Annotated in this window: 15 protein-coding genes; 1 reads left to right on the plus strand and 14 read right to left on the minus strand. The window is 43.1% G+C overall.

Annotated features, from left to right (window positions below; genetic code table 11):
* Positions 1 to 89 precede the first annotated feature (89 nt).
* The 5 genes from MKX35_RS31240 to MKX35_RS31260 all read right to left on the minus strand — a co-directional run bounded on the left by MKX35_RS31240 (position 90) and on the right by MKX35_RS31260 (position 4966).
* Complete coding sequence (locus MKX35_RS31240; protein ID WP_076300917.1) at positions 90 to 1112, minus strand: CapA family protein; 1023 nt, start codon at positions 1110 to 1112, stop codon at positions 90 to 92.
* Between the two features lie 124 nt (positions 1113 to 1236).
* Positions 1237 to 1896 (minus strand): class I SAM-dependent methyltransferase, encoded by a 660-nt coding sequence (locus tag MKX35_RS31245; protein WP_076283335.1) that lies wholly within the window; start codon positions 1894 to 1896, stop codon positions 1237 to 1239.
* 153 nt (positions 1897 to 2049) lie between these two features.
* Positions 2050 to 3072, minus strand: coding sequence for an SDR family oxidoreductase (locus MKX35_RS31250; RefSeq protein WP_076300897.1), 1023 nt, complete (start codon positions 3070 to 3072; stop codon positions 2050 to 2052).
* Positions 3073 to 3154: 82 nt separating this feature from the next.
* Positions 3155 to 4003, minus strand: coding sequence for an NAD-dependent epimerase/dehydratase family protein (locus MKX35_RS31255; protein ID WP_076283337.1), 849 nt, complete (start codon positions 4001 to 4003; stop codon positions 3155 to 3157).
* A 30-nt stretch (positions 4004 to 4033) separates the two neighbouring features.
* Positions 4034 to 4966 (minus strand): aldo/keto reductase family protein, encoded by a 933-nt coding sequence (locus MKX35_RS31260; protein WP_076300896.1) that lies wholly within the window; start codon positions 4964 to 4966, stop codon positions 4034 to 4036.
* A gap of 174 nt (positions 4967 to 5140) precedes the next feature.
* Between MKX35_RS31260 and MKX35_RS31265 the strand changes: the two genes are divergently transcribed.
* The gene (locus MKX35_RS31265) at positions 5141 to 5485 is read left to right on the plus strand and encodes a winged helix-turn-helix transcriptional regulator (protein ID WP_076283339.1); all 345 of its coding nucleotides are present in this window, start codon (positions 5141 to 5143) and stop codon (positions 5483 to 5485) included.
* 76 nt (positions 5486 to 5561) lie between these two features.
* Here the strand turns inward: MKX35_RS31265 and MKX35_RS31270 are convergent, their stop codons facing one another.
* From MKX35_RS31270 to MKX35_RS31310, 9 genes are all read right to left on the minus strand, one after another.
* A complete protein-coding gene (locus tag MKX35_RS31270; RefSeq protein WP_076300895.1) occupies positions 5562 to 6563 on the minus strand; it encodes an anti-sigma factor in 1002 nt (333 codons plus the stop codon).
* On the minus strand, positions 6560 to 7051 hold the full coding sequence (locus MKX35_RS31275) for an RNA polymerase sigma factor (RefSeq protein WP_042186445.1): 492 nt from the start codon (positions 7049 to 7051) through the stop codon (positions 6560 to 6562). The genes MKX35_RS31270 and MKX35_RS31275 overlap by 4 nt, the downstream gene beginning before the upstream one ends.
* A 180-nt stretch (positions 7052 to 7231) precedes the next feature.
* Positions 7232 to 14848 (minus strand): Ig-like domain-containing protein, encoded by a 7617-nt coding sequence (locus tag MKX35_RS31280; RefSeq protein ID WP_341044540.1) that lies wholly within the window; start codon positions 14846 to 14848, stop codon positions 7232 to 7234.
* Positions 14849 to 15099: 251 nt separating this feature from the next.
* Positions 15100 to 16212 (minus strand): response regulator, encoded by a 1113-nt coding sequence (locus tag MKX35_RS31285; RefSeq protein WP_076301121.1) that lies wholly within the window; start codon positions 16210 to 16212, stop codon positions 15100 to 15102.
* Positions 16209 to 19295, minus strand: a complete 3087-nt coding sequence (locus MKX35_RS31290; protein ID WP_076301122.1) for a hybrid sensor histidine kinase/response regulator — start codon at positions 19293 to 19295, stop codon at positions 16209 to 16211. Before MKX35_RS31290 ends, MKX35_RS31285 begins: the two co-directional genes overlap by 4 nt.
* A 168-nt stretch (positions 19296 to 19463) precedes the next feature.
* Entirely contained in the window at positions 19464 to 20591 is a 1128-nt protein-coding gene (locus tag MKX35_RS31295; RefSeq protein WP_076301123.1) for a hypothetical protein, read from the minus strand.
* A gap of 5 nt (positions 20592 to 20596) precedes the next feature.
* A complete protein-coding gene (locus MKX35_RS31300) occupies positions 20597 to 21460 on the minus strand; it encodes an ABC transporter ATP-binding protein (RefSeq protein ID WP_076301124.1) in 864 nt (287 codons plus the stop codon).
* The gene (locus MKX35_RS31305) at positions 21450 to 22274 is read right to left on the minus strand and encodes a hypothetical protein (protein WP_076301125.1); all 825 of its coding nucleotides are present in this window, start codon (positions 22272 to 22274) and stop codon (positions 21450 to 21452) included. The genes MKX35_RS31300 and MKX35_RS31305 overlap by 11 nt, the downstream gene beginning before the upstream one ends.
* Positions 22271 to 22876: an RNA polymerase sigma factor gene (locus MKX35_RS31310; protein ID WP_179086755.1), complete on the minus strand. Its 606-nt coding sequence runs from the start codon at positions 22874 to 22876 to the stop codon at positions 22271 to 22273. Before MKX35_RS31310 ends, MKX35_RS31305 begins: the two co-directional genes overlap by 4 nt.
* Positions 22877 to 22990: the final 114 nt, after the last annotated feature.

Genomic DNA, 22990 nt, shown 5'->3' on the forward strand with positions numbered 1-22990 from the left:
AGATCAAATATTGGATAAATTTAGTACAATTAATTGAATTTAATTACAAAAAAAACCGACCAGTGATCTCTGGTCGATCTATTCTATCGTTATAATGGCTTCTCCGTAACCCTGCCATTCGCATCAATAATTGCATTATAAGATAGGCTATTCATTAGCTTGATCGTCTTCTTATTATAAGAATCGTCCATGAAGTTCGGCTGTCCACCAATAATTTTGACTGGCGTAATCTTACTAGTCACCTTGGCCTCATTAATCTCAAAATTCACCAGCATCGAGTGAAGTGTCTTTTCTCCACCACGTGTTGAACGATTAAACACAAAGTTTCCAAGTGAATAATAGATCGGTTTATTTTTGTAGTATTCGATGCCCATCAGGCAATGGCTGTGTGCGCCGAGTATGATATCTGCACCACTATCAATCATCTGTTTGGCTAGCTTGCGGGCGTATTGTTCAGGATAATCCTTAAACTCTTCATTCCAGTGAATGTACACAATCGTGTAATCATTCTCCTTAGACATCTTCTGGATAGCCGTAAGCATAGGCTGCGAGGTGTACGCTGAGGCAGCTCCCGGTTTATTGTTGCCGGCATACCAAGAAGGGCCTGAAAGCACTCGACTTACACCTAAGATAGCGATCTTCTTCCCCTTTACCGTCCTTGTATACGGTTTGAACGCTTCCTCTACATTTTCACCAGCTCCTGTATGGCCAATCTTGTTTCGATCCAGATGCACCAATGTATCGAGCATAGCGTCTGTTCCGAAATCTAAAATGTGATTATTAGCCAAAGAAACGCCGTCAATCCCAGCATAGGTTAAGCCACTAAGCACTGCTGGTTTAGACCTAAAGGCAAAGGTTTTCTCTGCTGCCTTCCCTCGAATAGACACTGGCGTTTCCAGATTCGCGAAGGCGATATCTGCCTTTTGCAAGGTAGGTGCGACTTTCACAAACGGAAAGTTCACTCCGTATTTCGCGATCTGATCACCCACAAAACCGTCCAAGAGAATATCACCAGCAAAAGCAAGTCTGATAGGTTCTGAAGATGGCGAAGCTGCACTAGATGCAATCGTCGAAGGGAGAATCAGTGATAATAGAAGTGTAGTAAGTAGCATGCTGCGCAGTACATTCGACCCTAATCTCAAAAAATACAGCCTCCTATCCTCATTATGGAATCTATATTAGCTATTATTCTAGCTTACTGGAAATAGATTACTAATTTAAGGGTAAGAAGACCTGTTATGCCTTTGATTTTTTCAAAACAGCCCGGAAGCATTGTAACCCACCCCACAAATCTGTGGACACAGCATCTGCAGGCAACTCAAAATCCGTCTCCCCCCAATATTGAAAACCAGCCTGCAGCAGCAAATCATTCATAAGATTTAAGTTTACCGTCGGGTAATCAAACGTTAGCACGAGTAGCCCCTCTTCATTCAACGTTCGGTGAAATTCCCGTAAAGTGCCGACCGTATCCTCTAAGGTCAAATGCTCCAGCACTGATATGCAAAAAATAGTGTCAAAGCTCTCATCCTCATATGGAAGAGCCGCAAGATTGGCCTGAGCAAGATGTAAGTTGTTCGTTCTTCTAGCTATAACCTGCTTTGCCGCTTTTTCCCCGATCTCATCAGTAATCGCATCTAGGATGTCCTCCCGGTAAATAACCCTGCTGTCCATATCGCAAGCATAAACCTCTGCACATACCCCAGCTAAATAAAATTTCAAGGGATGAGGAATTCCACAAGCAGCATCCAGCACCACACCATGTGGTGAAATAAAGTTAATACACCACTCATATTCAAAGGGACGGCTCCACCAGGATTCTGGCAAATCATAAATTAACTTCTCACGGCTTGCATCTGAGTTTACAAAAAAACGCGAGACAAAGGGATGTGTTGGCATGGCCAGGACTCCTTTTTAACGGAATTTAAGGTAGTGAGAGTATATTCATGATTTGCTGATTCATTCCATAACCTTACATTGAGCTAGACAAACCCAAAAAAAACGGCTGCTCCCTTAGGAACAGACCGTCTTTAAATATTAACCGTACAAATTTTATGAGTAAAAGGATAGAGGCTTGGCCTCAACTCCATGTTTCTCGATCAAATGATCTAGTAAAGCAGACCATTCCGCATCAACCGTGCATTGATCTGGATGAGCCTCGAACCAAGCAATTGACTGCTTTATCCCTTCAGAGAAAGGAACGGCAGCCTGGAAGTCAGGCACGAGACGTTTGATTTTACGATTGTCAAAAACACTGCTGACCGCTTGATCGCCGATCAAGCCATCCGCCGTCCCTGGAGGGGAGAAGGCTGTGATAAAGTCTGTAGAGATATGAACCACTTTCGGCTCCACACCTGCCGCTTGCCCAATGGCCGCATAGATCTGATTCCAGTTCAACACCTCATCAGAAGTAATATGAATGGCCTCCCCAATCGCTTCCGGATGCCCAAGCAATCCGACGAACCCTTTGGCAAAATCTGAGTTATGCGTCAGTGTCCACAAAGATGTTCCATCTCCATGGATGACTAAAGGCAAGCCACGACGGATACGATCAATCAAGGTCCAAGGATGCTGTCCGCTCGTGAGTGCCGCAGGGATGGCTGTATTTCCGTAAGTATGGGAAGGACGAACAATCGTAACCGGGAATCCGCTGTTCTTGTGTGCTTCCATCAATAGCTGCTCGCAAGCAATTTTATTTCTCGAGTATTCCCAATAAGGATTCTCCAGAGGTGTCTCTTCTGTGATTATATAATTACGCTGTGGCTTCTGATAAGCCGAGGCCGAGCTGATAAAAATGTACTGCTTCGTTTTACCTGTAAACAGGTCAATATCTGTCTGCACATGTTCCGGTGTAAAAGCAATCCAGTCTACCACTACGTCAAATTCATAATCTCGCAATACTTCGGCAGCCTCCGCCGGATTACGAATGTCACCTTGAATCACCTTCGCCCCATCCGGAACGAATTCGCCTCTTTGTCCTCTGTTGAACAAATACAGCTCTATTCCTTGTTCTACGGCGAGCGGGGATACAGCCTGACTAATCAGTCCCGTACCTCCGATAAATAATACCTTCATTTCACACGCTCCTTATAGAGGATGTTCAAAAAGCGTACTTTTTGAACTCTCATTTATAGTAAAAGTAAACCTGGCTCGTCATTTATTCGTTAACGTAATCTCGCCATAAGTGCTTTGGCTGCCAATTCAGCAGCTTCTTCGCCTTCGCATTGCTGAGTAACGACTCATGGCCTTCCAGCGGCTGGCGGAAATCCGTCACCTCTGGATAACGTGCGGCCATTAACTCTCTGCTAGGAACAGCCATACTGGTCTCATCTGCGCATATATTAAGAGCAACTGCGCCCAATCCGTCCGTTTCAATCGCCAATTGGCAAGCTGTCGCTACATCCCGTGTATCAATATAGCTCCACAGAATCCGATCACGCTGCGCGGGATCATGAATGAAGGAAGGGAAACGTTCATACGTCGATGGGTCAATGACATTTCCGATTCTTAGGGAAACGACTTGTATGCCCGTTCTGCGCTGGAACATCTCTGCTGTCTTTTCATTCACAACTTTAGATAGACCGTAGCTGTCTTCAGGAAGTTGTGGATGATCTTCATCCATCGGTACATACTGGGGTCCCAACGGGTTAACCGCAAAACAGATGCCATAAGAGGATTCACTGGAAGCAATAACTGCTTTGCGAATGCCTAGTCCAGCAGCAGCCTCCAGAATGTTATAGGTGGATACTACATTATTTTGAAAGGTGACTTCACTCGTCTTTATATTTGCGGCCGGGATCGCAGCCAGATGCACAACTGCATCAGCGCCTGCAAGTACGCCGTACACTTCACCTAAATTATTCAAATCAGCAATGATCGTTTGGCACAAGGAATCTGGAGATTTTTGCGTATCCACATTCACAACCTCATACCCTTGCTCAACAAAATGCCGGACCACCCATCTGCCGAGCATCCCGCTTCCGCCAGTAACAACTACTTTCGCCATGATCATATCTCCTTTTTTATGAATCTATCTCTAGTTAAGAATCTCTTCAATTTTCTTCAAAATATCCTCGGAAAGTTCTATTCCCGAAGCCTTAACATTCTCTTCGACCTGCTGCGGACGACTGGCACCCACTAGCGCACTAGAAACATTAGGCTGACGCAAAATCCAAGCCAAAGCCAGATTTCCCACAGTAATATTTAGCTCCGCAGCTACCCCGCTTAGTTGGCGAACCTTTTCAATCTTCTCTTCTGTAATCGCCTTTTTCAACCGATCCAGCTTAGCCGCACGGCTATCTTCAGGGATGTCCGCGTTATACTTACCAGTTAACAGCCCTTGAGCCAGTGGAGAAAAAACAACCTGTCCAATGCCACGTCGCTCGCCGAGCGGAATAATTTCTTTCTCAATATAACGTTCGAACATATTATAAATCGGTTGGTTAACCACGATATGATCCAGTAAATAGCGGTCTGCTACAGCTAGCGCATCTGTCATTTGCGCCGCAGTCCACTCACTTACACCGACATAATATACCTTGCCTTGACGAACCAGATCATCCAGCGCACGTAAGGTCTCTTCAATTGGAGTTTCCGTATCAAAACGATGGCAATACATAATATCCACGTATTCTACGCCGAGACGCTGCAAGCTTGCGTGACATTGTTCCGTAATATGCTTGCGGGATAGACCACGATCGTTAGGCCCCGTCCCCATTTCGCCAAATACTTTAGTGGCCAGCACATAGGATTCTCTCGGATAGTTCCGCAAGGTCTCGCCTAGCACTTTCTCAGCAGCACCCTTTTCGTAAACATTTGCCGTATCAAAAAAATTTACGCCTAGGTCGTAAGCGGTTTCAATGGCTTTAACAGCATTATCTCTTTCTACATATCCTCCGTATGTCAGCCAGCTTCCCAGACTAATCTCGCTAACTTTTAGGCCTGTTCCACCTAATCTACGATATTTCATAATAACTGCTCCTTCCATAGTTCCGTGTTATGATTTCGGCAGGTTGCCTAACGCACATATTCATTCTAGAATAGTTTGTATATAATAGGAAGAAGTGAAATTTAGTTTACTATATGATCTCTAGAGTAGTTACTATACAAGAGTATAGTGGCATCAAAAACAGGAGGAGATTCTTTGACAACAGCTAAATCTAGCAATAATCATATCCCTAAAACCCCACTTACTATTGAATGTAATGTAGAAAAAACACTTGAGGTATTGGGCGGAAAATGGGCTTTTCTCGTACTAAGAGAGTTATTCGACGGTACCCAACGCTTTGGAGCGCTTCAGCGAAAAATCACTAATGTCAGCCCTCGTGCTTTGACTAGTACTCTACGCCATTTAGAGGAACACGGTGTGCTAGAACGCCATGTTTTTCCTACCGTACCGGTAACAGTGGAATATTCTTTAACTCCAAAAGGTGAGGATTTGCATCAAATTTTGAAGGAAATGAAGCTATGGTCGGCCAAATGGACGTAGCATAAATGGTAGGTTGTGATATGATCAAAATAGCCCCGGGATCATCGTTCCCGGGGCTTCTTTTTTACTATACGATCTAGTATTTATCCACAACTGCGCCGAGTACTGCCGTATTTACATACGGTTTTCCTCTAAGGCTCTGCAGCTCCTTAGCAGTTCCTGTAACAACAACTCCCAATAGCTGTACGTCACTGGCATCCGGTGCCGCTTTATCCTTTTTCAAATAGTTCGAGATTCGCTCAAATTCTCCGTAATACTTGCCCTCTTTCTGAAGCCCATATGCTAGTGATTGTAAAAAATTCTCTGGTTTCGGTTTAAATAACCCTTCCCAATTGACACCGTAACCGTATACTTGTCTCGCTGATTCCGGTAATGCATATTTATTCGGGCTGCTGTCATTCGTAATAAACTCAAGCTTCTTTTTATTGTCATACGTATCTACCCAATACCACTTCTGTGTCAGCTCTGTTGGCAGCATCTTCTCTACTTCTGCTTGTGTATAGCTTTTATCCAATGAAACTGCCATTTCTACCAGCTTACCAGGTTCCATTTGATCAAGTGCAGGTAGGTCATTCAACACCTTTCCGTTATAATTCACCCCAGGTACGTAGAACATCATTTCCCGCTGTCCATTTTGACTGTTATATCCTCGGTAATATTCATAATTTTGGCTGGTCATTACTGGATCAGGAACATTTATACTAGAGTAACCCCTATTAAGCAGAGAAAAGCGGCTGCTCATACTGAATTCCAGCTTTTTAGTATCCCACACGACAGGTACACCCTCAACAACCTTGTACGTACTCAATTCAACTTTGCCCGATAAAAAGCCTAAATCCAGCTCAGTTCTCAGCTCATGAAGATTAGGACTGCTAATTTCCATCATAATCCTCTCCTCATCCAGACCACGCATCGCTAACCAGCTTGTCAGTTGAGTGATACCGAGCATGCCGCTAAGCAATACAATAATGGTCACGATCAGAGAAATGACCGTATTACGGATCATTGTTTTTCGTTTTGCTTTCTTAATTATTTTTGAAAGGTTTTGATCATCCTTTTGTTCCCATGGAGCCGTCATTCCGCTTCACCTCTGTATTTTTTTTGAAATTGCTTGCGGGCACGAAACAATGCCGATTTGACCGTATCCGTTGTGATCCCAAGGAGCTCAGCTATCTCCTGATAGGACAGCTCCAGCTCGTACTTCATAATAATGAGCTGTTTGTGGAGAGGAAGAAGCTCATCTAGTACACGTTCGATGTCCTCTCGTTTCTCTTTTAACAGCACATGATCCTCCGGCAGTTCCATATCTGGCACATCCACATAATCAATAGGAATGACTATCCGCTTGCTGCGGCGGCACAGATCATAATAACGATTAATCGCCACTTTATATAGCCATGCACTGAATTTGTTCTCATCAATGGAATCGATATACAAAAGCGCCTTATACACCGTATCCTGTACAATATCTTCAGCATCGGCTGCAGGTGCCCCGAGACGAATCAAGTATTTTTGAATTTCTAACATTTTCGGTTGAAGTATCTGATGTAGCTGCCCGGGCTTCATCCTGCACCTCCCTTCGTATGTATAACGGTTAACTTCTCGAAATGTTAGCTGATAGTAGAAAAAACTTATAAAAGAAAAGTTTCGCAAAAAAACCCCCTTACCGCTAACAGTATATAGATACCGTATAGCGTAAGGGGGTTCTCTTTTAAAAAAATATTTATTCACTTATAAAAGATTCATTTATTTTACCTCAGGAATGTATTGCTCTCCACCAATTTGCTGTCTCTCAAAGGAATGGTTCATACTAGCTTCCTGAATGTGTCCGTACGCCCAGTGTTTATCGCTGACGTCTTTCCACTTCTGCTGTGCTCCATGCAATGGTCCTCTGCCCAAAAGTCTGTTAATCATCACAACGGCTTCTGCACGAGTTAATGTCTGATTCGGACGGAATGTTCCATCCAAATATCCGTTGATAATACCAGCTGCTTTGGCCCCATCAATCGCATTTTTTGCCCAATGTCCACTATTAATGTCTTTAAAGCTGCTGGTCCCACTTTGTGCATTATCCAGCAAGCGCTCTACAATGATAGCCATTTCTGCACGAGTAATTAGCTGATTCGGCTTAAAGCTGCCATCTTCATACCCCTTCATTAATCCTTGTGCTGTAACTATACTAATAGACTGCAAAGCCCAATAAGTTGTATCTACATCTTTATAAGATGAGGAAACTTGTGCTTCATTCTTACCCCATAACCGTGCCAAAATCGTTGCCATTTCCGCACGGGTAATCATTCGTTCCGGGTTGAAGCTGCCATCCGCATAGCCTAAAATATATCCTTTATGCGATTCATGGACTACATTTGGATTGTTAGGTTGTTCCTTGTCCGTGCCACTATTTTTAGTAGGATTAGTGATTGTAGTGCCACCGGACGTGTTCGTTCCTTCCGAATTATTCTCTTTATTCGGCTGAGCGGAGAAACTGACGATTTGAAAACGACTGAACTTCGAAATCTCAAATTGGATCCCTTTTGCTACGCCGTTCTCATATTGAATAGTTCCTGATACCAACTCTGTCGTGCCATCCGTATGTTCAATGAACACCTTTAAAGCGTCTAGGAAAGCTTGTCTATTCTCAGTTGGAATGGTAATTCCACTTAATGGGAGAACAACCTTTGTGGTAAATCCACCAAAGTTTGTTTCAATCTTTCTTGGCAGACCCAGTAAGTTAATCTGATTCCCAGCAGCGGCTAAAGTAACCTTAGGATCAGTATTCGCTGCTTTTTTAGCCTCACTATCCTCTTGTGCGTTCTTAATCGGTACAATTCGGAAATAAAGATCTGTACCCTTAGCTGCTGCGTCTATTAAAGCTTCCTGACTCAACTTTACAGAACCTTCATCGGTAAAGATATTCATACCCGCATTTCTGTCAGCCAGTGCCGAAACAGCTGCAGCTGGAATCTCTATGGCAATCTCATCTGCCTTATCATCTGCTTGCTGCTTAATTTCAACAGTTAGCGTCCGGTTGTTAATATCTCCATCCTGAGGATTAAATGAATTCGTCAGACTTTCCACTTTTGAAGGATCAACGATAACAGTATCAATCTTAACCTGATTGCTGAGCGTTGTTCTGAGTATGTTCAGACTCTCCGTGTGAATCGTGTCATTTGCGTTTGCCTTTACATCAGCCGTTCTTCCACTCTCTTGGCGTGTATTTTCTTTTTCCTTCACTATGTTCTTGTTAGTAACAACCAGAAGGAAACTCTTTGTGATGTTGGCGGTACCCTTAGAGATCGTAGCGGTAACAATTACATTCTTATCACCAACTTCAGGTCTGTTCACGGTACCATGTTCCTCACCATCTTTGCTGGATAGCTTAAGAACATCGATATTGGTCGAGGTCCATGTAATCTTCGTTCCATGTTTTCCTGTACCAAGCAACAAGAATTCATTTGTAACTGACTCCCAAGTATCTCCATCCGAGAATTTAAAAGCCTTATCTACCCCTAATGCTTTAGCAGCATCTCTAACAGCATCCTCATCTGACATTCTGACAATGGTCACTTTAAATGTCTTTGTACGCTTCTCACCAGTCTCTTTATCAAGAATCGTTGCAGTTAAAGTGACTTCAATATCACTTTCATCAGGTCCAGGCTGAACTACTTTACCCGTTGCACTAACGACATCCGGTTTACTTGATTCCCAAGTGATTGATGTATTTCCAGAAGCACCTTTTTCAGTCAAATATAACGTTTTGGTCACATGTTTCGCATGATCCCCTGCACCATAGATAATATCCAACTTATTGTAATCATTTATTAGATGACTTAAGGATGGCTTCGTGGCATCCGTTGGGAACGGATCATCCTTATCGTTGATTCCATCGCCGTCTGTATCCGCCTTTTTTGGATCTGTTCCGAGCACGATTTCCTGCTCATCTGTCAGACCGTCGTTATCATCATCTGGATCTAGACTATCTGGAATACCATCTCCATCTGTATCCAGTTCACCACCGTTACCTGGCTTCGTTGGATCCGTTGGGAATGGATCATCCTTATCATTGATTCCGTCATGATCTGTATCTGGATGCTTCGGATTGGTGCCTAGCACGATTTCTTGTTCATCGCTCAGGCCATCATTATCATCATCCGGATCTAGACTATCCGGAATACCATCTCCGTCGGTATCCAACTCGTCACCGACTTTTCCCGGTTTCGTTGCATCCGTCGGGAAGGGATCATCCTTATCATTGATTCCATCGCCGTCTGTATCCGCCTTTTTCGGATCTGTGCCAAGCACGATTTCCTGCTCATCTGTCAGACCGTCGTTATCATCATCTGGATCTAGTCTATCTGGAATACCATCTCCGTCTGTATCCAGTTGACCGCCGTTACCTGGCTTTGTCGGATCCAATGGGAATGGATCATCCTTATCATTGATTCCGTCATGATCTGTATCTGGATGCTTTGGATTAGTTCCGTTAATGAGTTCCTGTTCATCGGTCAGGCCATCATTATCATCATCTGGATCTAGACTGTCCGGAATGCCATCTCCGTCGGTATCCAACTCATCACCGACTTTTCCCGGTTTCGTTGCATCCGTCGGGAAGGGATCATCCTTATCGTTGATTCCATCGCCGTCTGTATCCGCCTTTTTCGGATCTGTTCCAAGCACTATTTCCTGTTCATCCGTCAGGCCATCGTTATCATCGTCTGGATCTAGTCTATCTGGAATACCATCGCCGTCGGTATCCAGCTCACCACCACCGTTACCTGGCTTTGTCGGATCTGTTGGGAATGGATCATCCTTATCATTGATTCCGTCATGATCTGTGTCTGGATGCTTCGGATTGGTGCCTAGCACGATTTCTTGTTCATCGCTCAGGCCATCATTATCATCATCTGGATCTAGACTATCTGGAATGCCGTCTCCATCTGTATCCAGCTCATCACCGACTTTTCCCGGTTTCGTTGCATCCGTCGGGAAGGGATCATCCTTATCGTTGATTCCATCGCCATCCGTATCTGCCTTCTTCGGATCTGTTCCGAGCACGATTTCCTGCTCATCTGTCAGACCGTCGTTATCATCGTCTGGATCTAGACTATCTGGAATACCATCACCGTCTGTATCCAGTTGACCACCGTTACCTGGCTTCGTCGGATCTGTTGGGAACGGATCATCCTTATCATTGATTCCGTCATGATCTGTGTCTGGATGCTTCGGATTAGTTCCGTTAATGAGTTCCTGTTCATCGCTCAGACCATCATTATCATCATCTGGATCTAGACTATCTGGAATGCCGTCTCCATCTGTATCCAGCTCATCACCGACTTTTCCCGGTTTCGTTGCATCCGTCGGGAATGGGTCTTCCTTATCATTGATTCCATCGCCATCCGTATCTGCCTTCTTCGGATCTGTTCCGAGCACGATTTCCTGTTCATCTGTCAGACCGTCGTTATCATCGTCTGGATCTAGACTATCTGGAATACCATCACCGTCTGTATCCAGTTGACCACCGTTACCTGGCTTCGTCGGATCTGTTGGGAACGGATCATCCTTATCATTGATTCCGTCATAATCTGTATCTGGATGCTTCGGATTAGTTCCATTAATGAGTTCCTGTTCATCGCTCAGGCCATCATTATCGTCGTCTGGATCTAGACTGTCCGGAATACCATCTCCGTCTGTATCCAACTCATCACCGACTTTTCCCGGTTTCGTTGCATCCGTCGGGAAGGGATCATCCTTATCGTTGATTCCATCGCCGTCTGTATCCGCCTTTTTCGGATCTGTTCCAAGTACGATCTCCTGCTCATCTGTCAAACCGTCGTTATCATCGTCTGGATCTAGACTATCTGGAATACCATCTCCGTCTGTATCCAGTTCACCACCGTTACCTGGCTTCGTCGGGTCGGTTGGGAATGGATCTAAGCTATCTGGGATACCGTCCCCATCCGTATCTGGTTCAGTCGTAAACGTCCAAGCTGCTTTATCCGTAATTCCAGCGTACTTGTTATCGGCAGCATCCTTAAACGCCCCAGCTGCAACAAGGACATAATATTCTGTACTTGGTTGTAGATAACCCACTTTCACACCGTTGCCAGGCGTTACAATCATTGGATTAAACGTTACGGTGTTACCCAATACATTGACGCCCATAGTACCCGTCTCGAAGCTGTACACGATACTATCGTCGGACTTTTTGCGGATTTCAATTTTCTTACCCCAAACATCCTGAACAGCTGAGCTGAATGTTAGCTTCAGATTTGTATCCGCTACTACATTCATAGCCCCTTTTATCGGCGAATATGCTGTAGCCGTAAGATCCGTCTTTTCTGGAGCTAATCCTGTCGTGAAGTTCCATGTAGTCTTATCCGTAATCCCTGCAAAAGCGTTACCTTTCGCATCTTTTAGTGCTCCGGATTCAACCTGTACATAATATTTCGTATTGTAGTCCAAATATTTTCCGTCATGATCTGACAGCATCAAATAAGGATTGATCCTCACTGTTTTGCCTGAGACGCTAACACTGGTTATATCGCCCATATCAAACGTATAAACAGTACTGTTATCGAGCTCCTTTTTGAGCATAACCTTTTTGCCTGTCACACCTAGTACATTTTCACTAAACGTAAGCTTCAAATCGGAGTCCACTCCAACATTTGTTGCTTCATCAGCAGGAGATAGTGTCGTTACAGTTGGTAGTGTAGTATCCGGTTTGGCTACCATTTCAAAGATCCATGTATTTTCTGCTACTTCCTTACCTACCGCAGGTGACCCTGAGAAATGTCTATATTCCGCAAAACCGTATAGACCTTCATAGCTGTTTCCTGCTATATCTACCAAAGCACCTTGATCAATGGTTACATAGTATTCTCGGCCATAATCCAATTTGGTCTGTTTAATCGTTACTACGTTCCCTGTGATTGTTACTTTATTAGTATCATCAATAGCAATCAATTCTACCTCTTCAGGGGGATGAGATTCATAATAATCTTCAGAATAAAAAGCACTACCCGGTAACATGATTCTAATATATTTTTCTTCCCCCACTAATGCCCTTACTTTCTCGCTGAACGTGACAGTGAGTTCCGTGTTCAGAGGTACTTTTGTTGCATTAATAGCGGGTGCCAAAGAGGTCACTGTTGGAGCAGTTTCATCTGGTGCCACTGTTGTGAAGTTCCATTTCGTCTTGTCACTGATACCTGTATAGCTATTACCTGCGATATCTTGAACGGCTCCAGCTTCAATCTGCACGTAGTACCCAGTACCATACGTCAAATCTGTAGCAGGCTTAATCGTTATTTTGTTTCCAGATACCGTAACTTTCGTAGGATCACTCGCTGTAATCGTCTCTATAACACTGTCGTCTGCCTTGTTAAGAATCTTGATCGTTTTACCAGTCACCTTGATATTTTCGCTGAATGCCAATACGAGGTTGGTATTCACCGGAACATCCTTGGCATCATTGGCAGGAGTCAATCCCACTACCGTTGGCGCGAGTGTATCCGCTGGAGCTGCGGTTTTGAAATACCACGGAGCTGTGCCAATCTCCATTAGTACATTATTAATATACTGTACCGAAGTGACCATCCCAACATAATCATTATTGAAGGTATCTTGGAAAGCTCCACTATCCATGGTCACATAATAATATTTATTATTTGCCATGTTTTTTGCTGGATTGATCGTAACTTTATTGCCTGAAATCGTCACTTTTGTAGTATCACTCGTGGAAATCCGTTCGAACTCGACAGCCTCAGTATAATTGTTAGATGATCCATCCGAGAACATTGTTCCCGGTACCATAATCCTTATAAATTTCCCCCTGCCCGCTCGTACGTTTTCACTAAAAGTTAGAGTCAAATTAGCATCTGTTGCTACATTCAATTCTTTCTTCGCAGGAGAGAACTCTGTTGCTATAGGTGCAGTGGTATCATTACCGGCGCCTGTTTTGAAATCCCATACCTCAGCACCCGTGAAGCCATCCGGCACATGGACTTGGCCATCAAGAATCTCTATCTCTCCATTCAATCCCTCATAGAGATTACCTGCTGAATCCTTAAACGCTGCCGGGTCGATCTTCACGAAATAATTCGTTTTATAATCTAGGTCAGCAGCTGGGTTGATCTTTACAACATTGTTCGAAATCGTCACTTTACTTGTATCATCAGCGGCGATCGTCTCTATTTTGGTTGAGTTTGCAAGCACCTCCGGATATTCGGAACCACTGGCGTTAGAAGTAACTTGTGGTTTCCAAATCGATATATTTTTACCCGAAACGGCCTTTACACCTTCATTAAAGGTCAACGTAAGGTCTGAGTCGACCTTTACATTCTGCGCATTTTTCTCAGGGGCATATGTCGATACTATCGGCGCATCTTTATCCTCTGGACCACCACTATTCCCGGGGTCTGTATTAACAGCTACAGCTACAGGAACCATGAAGGTACCTACCATAAAAGGTCCTGGGCTGAGATTTATAGTTTTTATTACTGTATTTTTTGTTGTATCTATTACACTCATATTGCTAGCACCATAATTAACCGTAAATGCTTGACTCCCATCTTTGGAGAGACCAATTACATATGGCGTAGAACCCACACTCATAGTTGTTTCCACCTGATTCGTTATTGCATTGACAACAGTAACCGAATTACTTAAAGCGTTAACTACATAAACCTTACTCCCATCCGGACTGACTTCTGTTGCGTAAGCTGGACCACCAACAGGAATGGTAGCTTCCACTTTATTTGTTACTGTATCAATCACATCTAAAGTAGTACCTGAAACTGTCGCTACGTAGATCTTGGAGCCCGCGGGATTAACTGAAAGACCATAGGGTGACGAAGATACCGGAATTTTAGAAATCACAGTGTCGCTCTTAACATCCAGTACAGAGACCTCACTTCTACCGGATTGGGTTAAATACAGACGATCTCCAATCACCACCATTGCTACTGGATTATCACTTACAGATATTGTACGTATCACTGAAAGCGTAGCTGTATTGATCACTGAAACAGAGTTACTGGAGTAATTGGCCACATAGGCTTTACTGCCGTCTGAGTTAAATGCAACGCCATGAGGCCACGTCCCCACTGCAATGGTTGAAATCACAGTGTCAGTGGATGGATCTATAACAGAAACAGTCCCATCCGCTCTGTTAGTTACAAAGACCTGGGTCTTATTCGGATTAATGGCGGCGCTATTCGGCTGATTTCCCACCTTGATCTTCGCCTTTTCCACCGATAAATTCGTTAAATCTATTACATCCACTACACCACTCATAAAACTTGTAACATATGCCTTCTGAAATACCGATGTCGTATCCATATCCGCAGAGTCAGCGTAAGCCATTTCTCCGCCTCTAATAAATAGGGACGAGCATATGTTGACCAGTAATACCAATAATAAAATGCTTATAGCCTTCTTGGACCTGACTAATCGAAGCACACTCTCAACTTCTTTCCTATGTATTTTCACTCCCATGTTTAGGAAAATCATATCAACCACAACTCACCAAATTCTCACAAATTGTCGGTTAATGCCGAACAAAAGAAAAAAACAGAGAGATTTCTCCCTCTGCTGTAACTTTTTTCATATGAATATTAGGCCAGATATGCAGCTACATAATCTTTAAACTCTGTTGAAGGAACCATTCCCAGCTCCGTACGATAAGCCGTCTCGAATTTTTCATAAAGCCGTGCGATCTTTTCTTTATTTCCGAGTTTGGCATAAATATCAATCATTTGCTGGTTCATTTCTTCATGCAGCGGATATAAGCTTATGAACTTTTCTAATCGTTGCTCGGCTTTATGCCAGTCCTGAGCAGCACAATCACTGCCCACTAGCAAACGAGTCCAGGTTGTGAAATGCTTGCAATATGCTTCCTCCAGCGATATCTTCCATAGATAAGGCTTTCCATCCAGCAGAGGCCCCTGATATAAGATACAAAGCCGCTCCATTTGAGTAGTGTTTTGTTTCCCTTCAGCCATTTCTAAATGAAACCTTTGATAATCAAGAGCATCATAACTTTCATTTCCGGTCTCCAGCATATAACCATCATTCATTTTACGTATTTCCATGCCGAAGCCCTTTTCTTTTAGCATTTTTTTCAAGAGGTAAATCGTATTATACAGGTTGGATGCCCCTCTCTCATCCTGCATATCTGGCCATAACAAATCAATTATTCTCCATTTACTGATATAACGACCTGCATTACATAGAAAATATGCGAATAATTCCTCTGCTCTGCGCGTTCGAAAATGAATGGGCTTGCCTTCTGAATCACAAACTTCAAATCCGCCAAAACAGCGAATCATAGGCCCCGTTTTCTTTGGCTCTAGGATCAACGCAGGTTTCATTCGTTTAACAAGTCGTTCAGTAACCCTGTGGATCGCTTCGGGAGTTATTGGCTTAAGTATATAATCTAGTGCACTAACCTCGAACGCTTCCAGTGCATAATTCTTGTAGGCCGTTGTAAATACAATTTCCGGTTGATGCATCAGCTTCTGAATTCTGCTTGCCAGCTCAATACCATTCATCTTAGGCATTTCAACATCTATAAACACGACATCCGGTTGTAAATCAGGTATGCACTCCAGTGCCTCTAATGGATTTGAGAAGGCCCCGCTAATGGTATAATCTGGATTACGACCGATCAGTACCTTCATCAAATTCAAAATTGGCTTCTCATCTTCAACAATCACTACACGAATCATCGTGTTTCTCCCTCCATGCCCCCAAGGCTTGCTGGTAAATACATTGTTACTTTGGTCCCAAACCCAAGGTCGGAATGAATGGTTAGGGTAGCTCCGGGTATAGCGCCTAGACGCTTTCGAATGTTATGGATTCCAATACTGCCATCCAGTTGCTCGTCTCCAGTTAATTGATATAGCAAGTCATCTGGCATACCCACACCATCATCTTCGATGATAACTTTCATATAGTTACTACCTGCTTGAACCGTGAGCGAAACTCTGCCCTGACCCTCTTTTTCAAACAATCCATGTCTGATCGCATTTTCAACAAATGGCTGAATACATAAGGAAGGGATTTCAACAGAACGCAGACCCTCATCCATATAAAAAATAAAATCAAACCGTTCTCCAAAACGCGCTTTTTCGATCTCCACGTAGGCTTGAATCAGCTCTAACTCCCGGTGCAAAGGAACAACTAAAGTGGAACGGTCCATATCGAGAATATAACGGATGTATTGACTTAACATGGATAACAAATAGGCGGCTTTCTCTCCATCTGTATAACAGAAAGAGATCACACTGCTCAGTGCGTTATACAGAAAATGCGGTTTGATTTGCGCTTGATGAAAGGCATACTCATTTCGTATCGCTTCTTGTATCGATGTCTTCATTGCAATCAGCGTTTGAATTCTCGCAATCAGCGTTTCTCCATCAAATGGTTTAGTTATATAATCATTCGCCCCAGCCCTGAAGCCAAGCGCAATATCTGTTGGCGCGTCTTTTACTGTAGCAAACAAAATAGGTAAATCCAGAATGGAGTAACGCACCCGCAACGTTCGGCACAACTCAATTCCTGAAATCCCCGGCATCATGACATCTAATATAACTAGGTCCATATTAGGGTATTGCTCCATTTTGTCCATTGCTTCATTCGCTGAAAACGCCGTAATTACATTGTAATGATGCCGTCTTAAAATATTCAGCAGAATATGAATGTTAGAGGCCTCATCATCCACAATTAGGATCGTATATCCACTCTGATCCACTATATCTAGCGAGGTCTGCTCAAAATGCGCGTGCTGCCCCACCCCTGTAGCTGCTACTTCGCGGTAGCCTGGGATCCGCTCGATTTTGGGCAAGGTGAAGATCATTCGAGTGCCTTGACCAACCTCAGACCAATCCACCCGAATCTCACCGCCCATCCGCTCAATTAGCTTTCTGCTAATATACAGACCCACACCCATTCCTGTGTAACCATCTTGCGGAAGTGGTTTATCGACTTGTTCAAAATATTCAAATATGGCGGTATGCATATCAGGGGATATCCCAGTTCCTGAATCTTCCACCGTAACAGATACTGTATTTCCCTTTACATAAGCTTTTATGGTAATAAATCCTTTATCCGTATGCTTGATCGCATTGTGAACTAAATTGTACATGACTTGTCTTAATCGACTATCATCCGCAAGCACCCAAACATCGGGTTCCACCTGATTATCTAATCGCACAGATTTCCCTGCGAGCTCAAACTGCAACACATCAAATACAATTTGTGAAGCCACCCTTAGATCAACCACTGTCTGCTGTAGTCGTAATTCTCCATGCTTCAAAAGACTAACATCAATCAAATCCTGAATGAGCATAGACAGTTTTGTAGAAGTGTCCTTAATTAACCAAAGATTCTGTTTCTGTAATGGATACAGATTATCTTCGCCATCTTCTAATAAAAAGGATGTCATATTCATAATGCCATGCAGCGGAGTTTTGATCTCATGAGAAGTGTTCATCAGAAATTCATCTTTAAGCTGGTTCGAGATTAGCAACTGACGGGACAGCATTTCCGTCTTATCATAAGTATTTGAGAATCGTACAGCTAACATAATATTGAAGAAAACAATAAAACCAATGACTCCGCATTTACCCACCAAATCGGTCTGCAGAACATTTTCAGAGTAAAGACTTACATCAAAGAAAAATATCAGGAGCGAAATCGCACCGCCAATGAACAAAAATAGTTCTTTTCGATCCGTCGTCTGGCTCTGGCTGCGAACATATAAATAGATCATTCTGACTATGATTACCACCATAACGATTCCAAGATAGGTTACAAATAGATACTTCATACGAATGTGTACACCATACGGGAGCACCAAAACCGATACCAGATATAGGACAAATGGAGACAACACAATCTTCATCCTCTTACTTGACATCAACCGGGACTCGACCGAGCAGTAAAACATAATAATGATAATCGAACCGACAAACTGGCTTATTTCCAATAGCTTGTAAGTTGATTCAAAAGGGAAATGGGGTAATAACTGTTGAAATATCTTCTCTCCATATAGAGAATTGTTCAAAGAAAGAATAAGCAAATATAAACCGCTGAGCAAATAGGCCTTTTCTCTACGCCCAACGAAATAGAAGCTGAGATGATATGCTCCAAACATCCCCAGGATCAATATAATTCCAATGTCAGTACCCGTCTGAATACTGTTCAGTTTTGTAATATCCGTGTGCACGCCCAGTGGGATTGAATTCACGATCCCCCCAGTAATAAAGTTGAAGTTAGACACTTGAATTACAATTTCTATCTCTTGGGTATTAGACTGAAAAAATACCGTATACGGAGTATTCCCTGGCTTAAATGACTCACTTTCTGTTGAAGGAACCCCGTCCTCTCCTTCCTGCTTCCCATTGATAAATAACTTTTGAGACATACGGATACTTCTTATTTTCAAACCAAGAATCTCATCCGAATCTTTGACCAACACTTTAAGTCGATAGGTGCCAGCCCCTTTACGGTCCATTCCATCTTCTATGATCTTGCCTTTCCATGTGCCTGGGACAGATAGATATGTAGATTTCTTATCTATACTTTGCTGAATCTCAGAAGGACTCAGTAATTTATTTTCATAAAACTCCCATTCTCCGTCTAGATCAACTAATCCCTGTTTCTCAAAGTCCCATCTCGACAAATCCAGTACGCCCTGCTTGGCCACCGGGGTATCTTGGTCCTGAATCGTTGGGGAAATAATACTTACTAATAGGGAAAAGGCAAGGATAAAAAACAACCCCATCCCAACTATTCCACGATATTTCATCGTCCTCAACCTTCAGGCTCCTCTCACAAGCGAGTAATTCTACCATTCTACCCCGCTGCTCTCACAAAAATCTCTCAAAGCCCCGCCTGTAAGTTACTTCCAGACACTCTAATTGTTTGCTGACGTTACTCAGTATAATCGGCACTTAGGTAGGCGTCTATCTACATTTCAAGCCTTTAATCGACGTTCAAACGCCTTTGGAAGGAGTAGCGTAGCAATCACACCTATAACTATCACCGAAACGATGGATACGGTCAGATACAATATCGGTATACCAAAAATATTATAAGATACATATTTTTCGATTAAGGATGTGCTCATGATTACACCTGATGGCAAAAAATCTATCCAATCACCAACAACACCTGGCAGTGAGAAATAAGGCAACATGACTAAACATGCCGCTAGTCCAAGAGTACTTAGACTGCTCCGAAACAAAGCGGAGATCAGCGCAGTCAATAATAAAAGGCCACATGCTGCTAGCAAGGTTACGGCATATTTTAAGAGCATGCCCTGAAGCTGGGTTAAGTCATATGGGCTCTCTACAAAGTAACTATTCAAGGGCGCATTCCAACCCACGAAACCAAATGGCAAACAAGAAAATAATACACATACACCGTAAAAAAGTGTCACAAATCCACCGGTTACTATAAATCCCGCTAACAATTTTGCAGTAACAATCTTCAATCTTCCATATTTACTGGATAGAATAAGTGAATCCATTCTATAATTTGCCTCACCGGAATATAGTGGTGCCAAAGCGAAGACTAGAATCAGACCTATCAGAATATTGCCTACACCCGGGATTGAAAAAAATCTGTACAGAGATCCCCAGTCATTTGTCACATAAAATCCGGGTGGCCGAATTCCTTCCAGCATTGAAAGTCTTTTCGTAACATCTTTTAATACATATGACCCTTGATCCTGCCTCTCCAGCAGAGCTTTCTGCCCTCTTAAATCGTTCAAATTTTTATTGAATAGATCCAGACTATAAGCCGAAGCTGCATAACGCTGCTCCAGAATTCGAGTCATTTTTTGCTCTTTAGATCCCACGCTATCCTCGGCATATTCTTCTTTAAGCCTTGGTGCGTATTTAAGAGCTAACTCTGGTTGAATCGGTCCCGTATGTGCAGCGATAACTTCGGGTTTTTCCTTATTTACAACCAACAGACTATTTGTACCGGATGGATAGAAGCTGATAAAATAGAAAATTGCAATCGCCAAACCTCCTGCTATGGAAATCCAGACTCTAGGAATCATGATTTTACGGAACTCAAATATAATCAGACGTCTCATGCGAATTATCCCCTCCGAAAGTAGTGCATATATACATCCTCTAGTGAAGGATTCACTAACCTTGCGTCCTCACATGGTGGATCTTTACTAACTACCCGAAGCGCTAATCCGTTATCTGTCTGCTGTACGTTAACCACAGTACCCTTTTCTTCGATTTGAGCGAGCATCCGTCCAGGGACATCTGCCTCCCAAACCTCCCCTTCCAAATCAAAGGTCAAGTCCTTAATCGTTCCTTGACGGAGTAGCTCTCCTCGCCCCATCAGAAGCACCTGCTTGGCGATATGATCGACATCGGAAACGATGTGGGTTGACAAAATAACAATACGCTCAGCTGAAATTTCAGAAATCAGATTTCGAAATCGCACGCGTTCCATAGGATCTAACCCTACCGTCGGTTCATCCAGAATGAGAATGCTCGGATGATTAAGCAAAGCTTGAGCGATGCCGAGTCTACGCTTCATGCCGCCGGAATACTTTCCGCATTTTTTATCCATCTCTCCAGATAGATTCACCGTTTGAGCCAACACCTCTATACGGTCGCCTGCCTCCTTCTTGGACAGCCCCTTTAGTGCGGCAACATAATACAAGAAATCGCGAGCTGAAAAATGATTGTACATCCCCAGATCTTGTGGCAAATAACCAATCTGAGCCCGGTACAAATCCCCCATCTCATCCTTGTTCTGTTCATTCAACAGTACCTTTCCACGAGTTGGATATAGAACATCTGCTACAATACGCATCAATGTCGTTTTTCCTGTTCCGTTGGGACCTAGAAGGCCATACACACCAGGAGACATAGTAAGGTTAATGCTATTCAGAATCCGCTTCTTGCCGAAATTATGTTCGATACCCTGCAGCTTAAGCTCCAATCAGAAAACCTCCTTTTCTCAGCATTCTGGATTGAAAGATCATAGCCACCGTAAAAATAGCTACTGACAGAATAGTGAGTCCCATCAATCCAAGTAATTGGACGGAGGTTGCCCAGTTCGCTACCACTTCTCCTGAAAAGAGAAGCATCCAAAAAAAAGGCAGCATGGAGAGCACAGTCGTCAGATGTCTAAAATTACGGATCTGACCAGACAATACTAACGCTGCAGCCCCATTGATTAGAATCGGAATGAACCATAACAGTGTCGTACGGAACACCAGTTCATGATCCCTTACTGGGAATGCCATTGCGGTAACACTAAGGTTAAGCAGTATTGAAATCACACCTGCTATAAGGAAGCGTGCTTGTACATACTTATGCAGAGGGATTCGAAAGCTCCGTGCAAGTTCACCCATCCCACAGAGTGTATTACGCGCCGTATAGGAGACGACCACCAGTAAAGGCATGCAACCCACAATAGACAAAATAAACATAGGACTGACCATCTCTGTAACACTTAAAGCTAGATATCCAATTACAAACAAGATCACTCCAAGTACAAGCTCTCTCCACCATCCTTGTGAAAAAAGAATCTTTATCTGTTGCCGAGCCGATAGAGGAACTGGAGATTCCTGCGCCCGTAAAGCTCGCTTGGAGCTTCTCCATCGATTCATTGCTTCTTCTGCAAAACCGTCAAGTAGCGGCGGTTCAGGAATATACTTAATATGAGTCAAGATCTCATTCAGTTCCTCTGACGTCATCTCGTGCTGTAAATTCAATTTCATGTAATCTTGTTCATTACGTTGAGTGCTCATTTCTTTACTCCTTTCTTAAAAGGGTGGGATAAAGCATTTGGCTTGGTCTGCTTAAGTAGCTCACGTAGTTTTAATAAAGAGCGGCTCACCCTAGATTTCACTGTAGATTCCGGTTCATGGGTTATTGCAGCTATTTCTGTAAACGTAAATTCATATTTATACCTTAATAAGAGTGCATCTCTTTGATCGTCTGGAAGTGAGCAGATTGCGGCGTATACCGTTTTAACCTCTTCACGAAGTAATATGCCTTCTAAAAAATCTTCGTCAACTGTGATCTCATCAGATATGCTTTGGTTCAACTCTGCTTGCCGAGTACTTTTACTGCGAAAATAGTCAATGCAGACATTTTGTGCGATTGCCATCAGCCAAGCTCGAAAGCTTCCGTGTTCATTTTGATAGCTGTCGAGCTTAGCCCATGCTTTTTCATATACGGTCTGTGCAAGATCCCAAGCTAATTCATCATTATGTATTTTCCATCTGATAAATCGATAGACATCACTATAGGTATGCCGAATTAATAACTCCACGGCTGCTTCATTCCCTTGCTGTGCTTCTACGATCCATTTGTCCTCGCTAATTTCATTTCCCCTCCAATCTTTCACTCTACTACATATAACGAAATCACCTATGAACTAGACGCATCCTACTATGTACATTTTTACTAGAATCCATAATTCCACATAAAAAAGCCACCCAGAACATGGTTCTGACTAGAC

Origin of the sequence: Paenibacillus sp. FSL R5-0923, from assembly GCF_038009145.1 — a bacterium.
In the GTDB taxonomy this organism is placed as follows: Bacteria; Bacillota; Bacilli; order Paenibacillales; family Paenibacillaceae; genus Paenibacillus_AQ.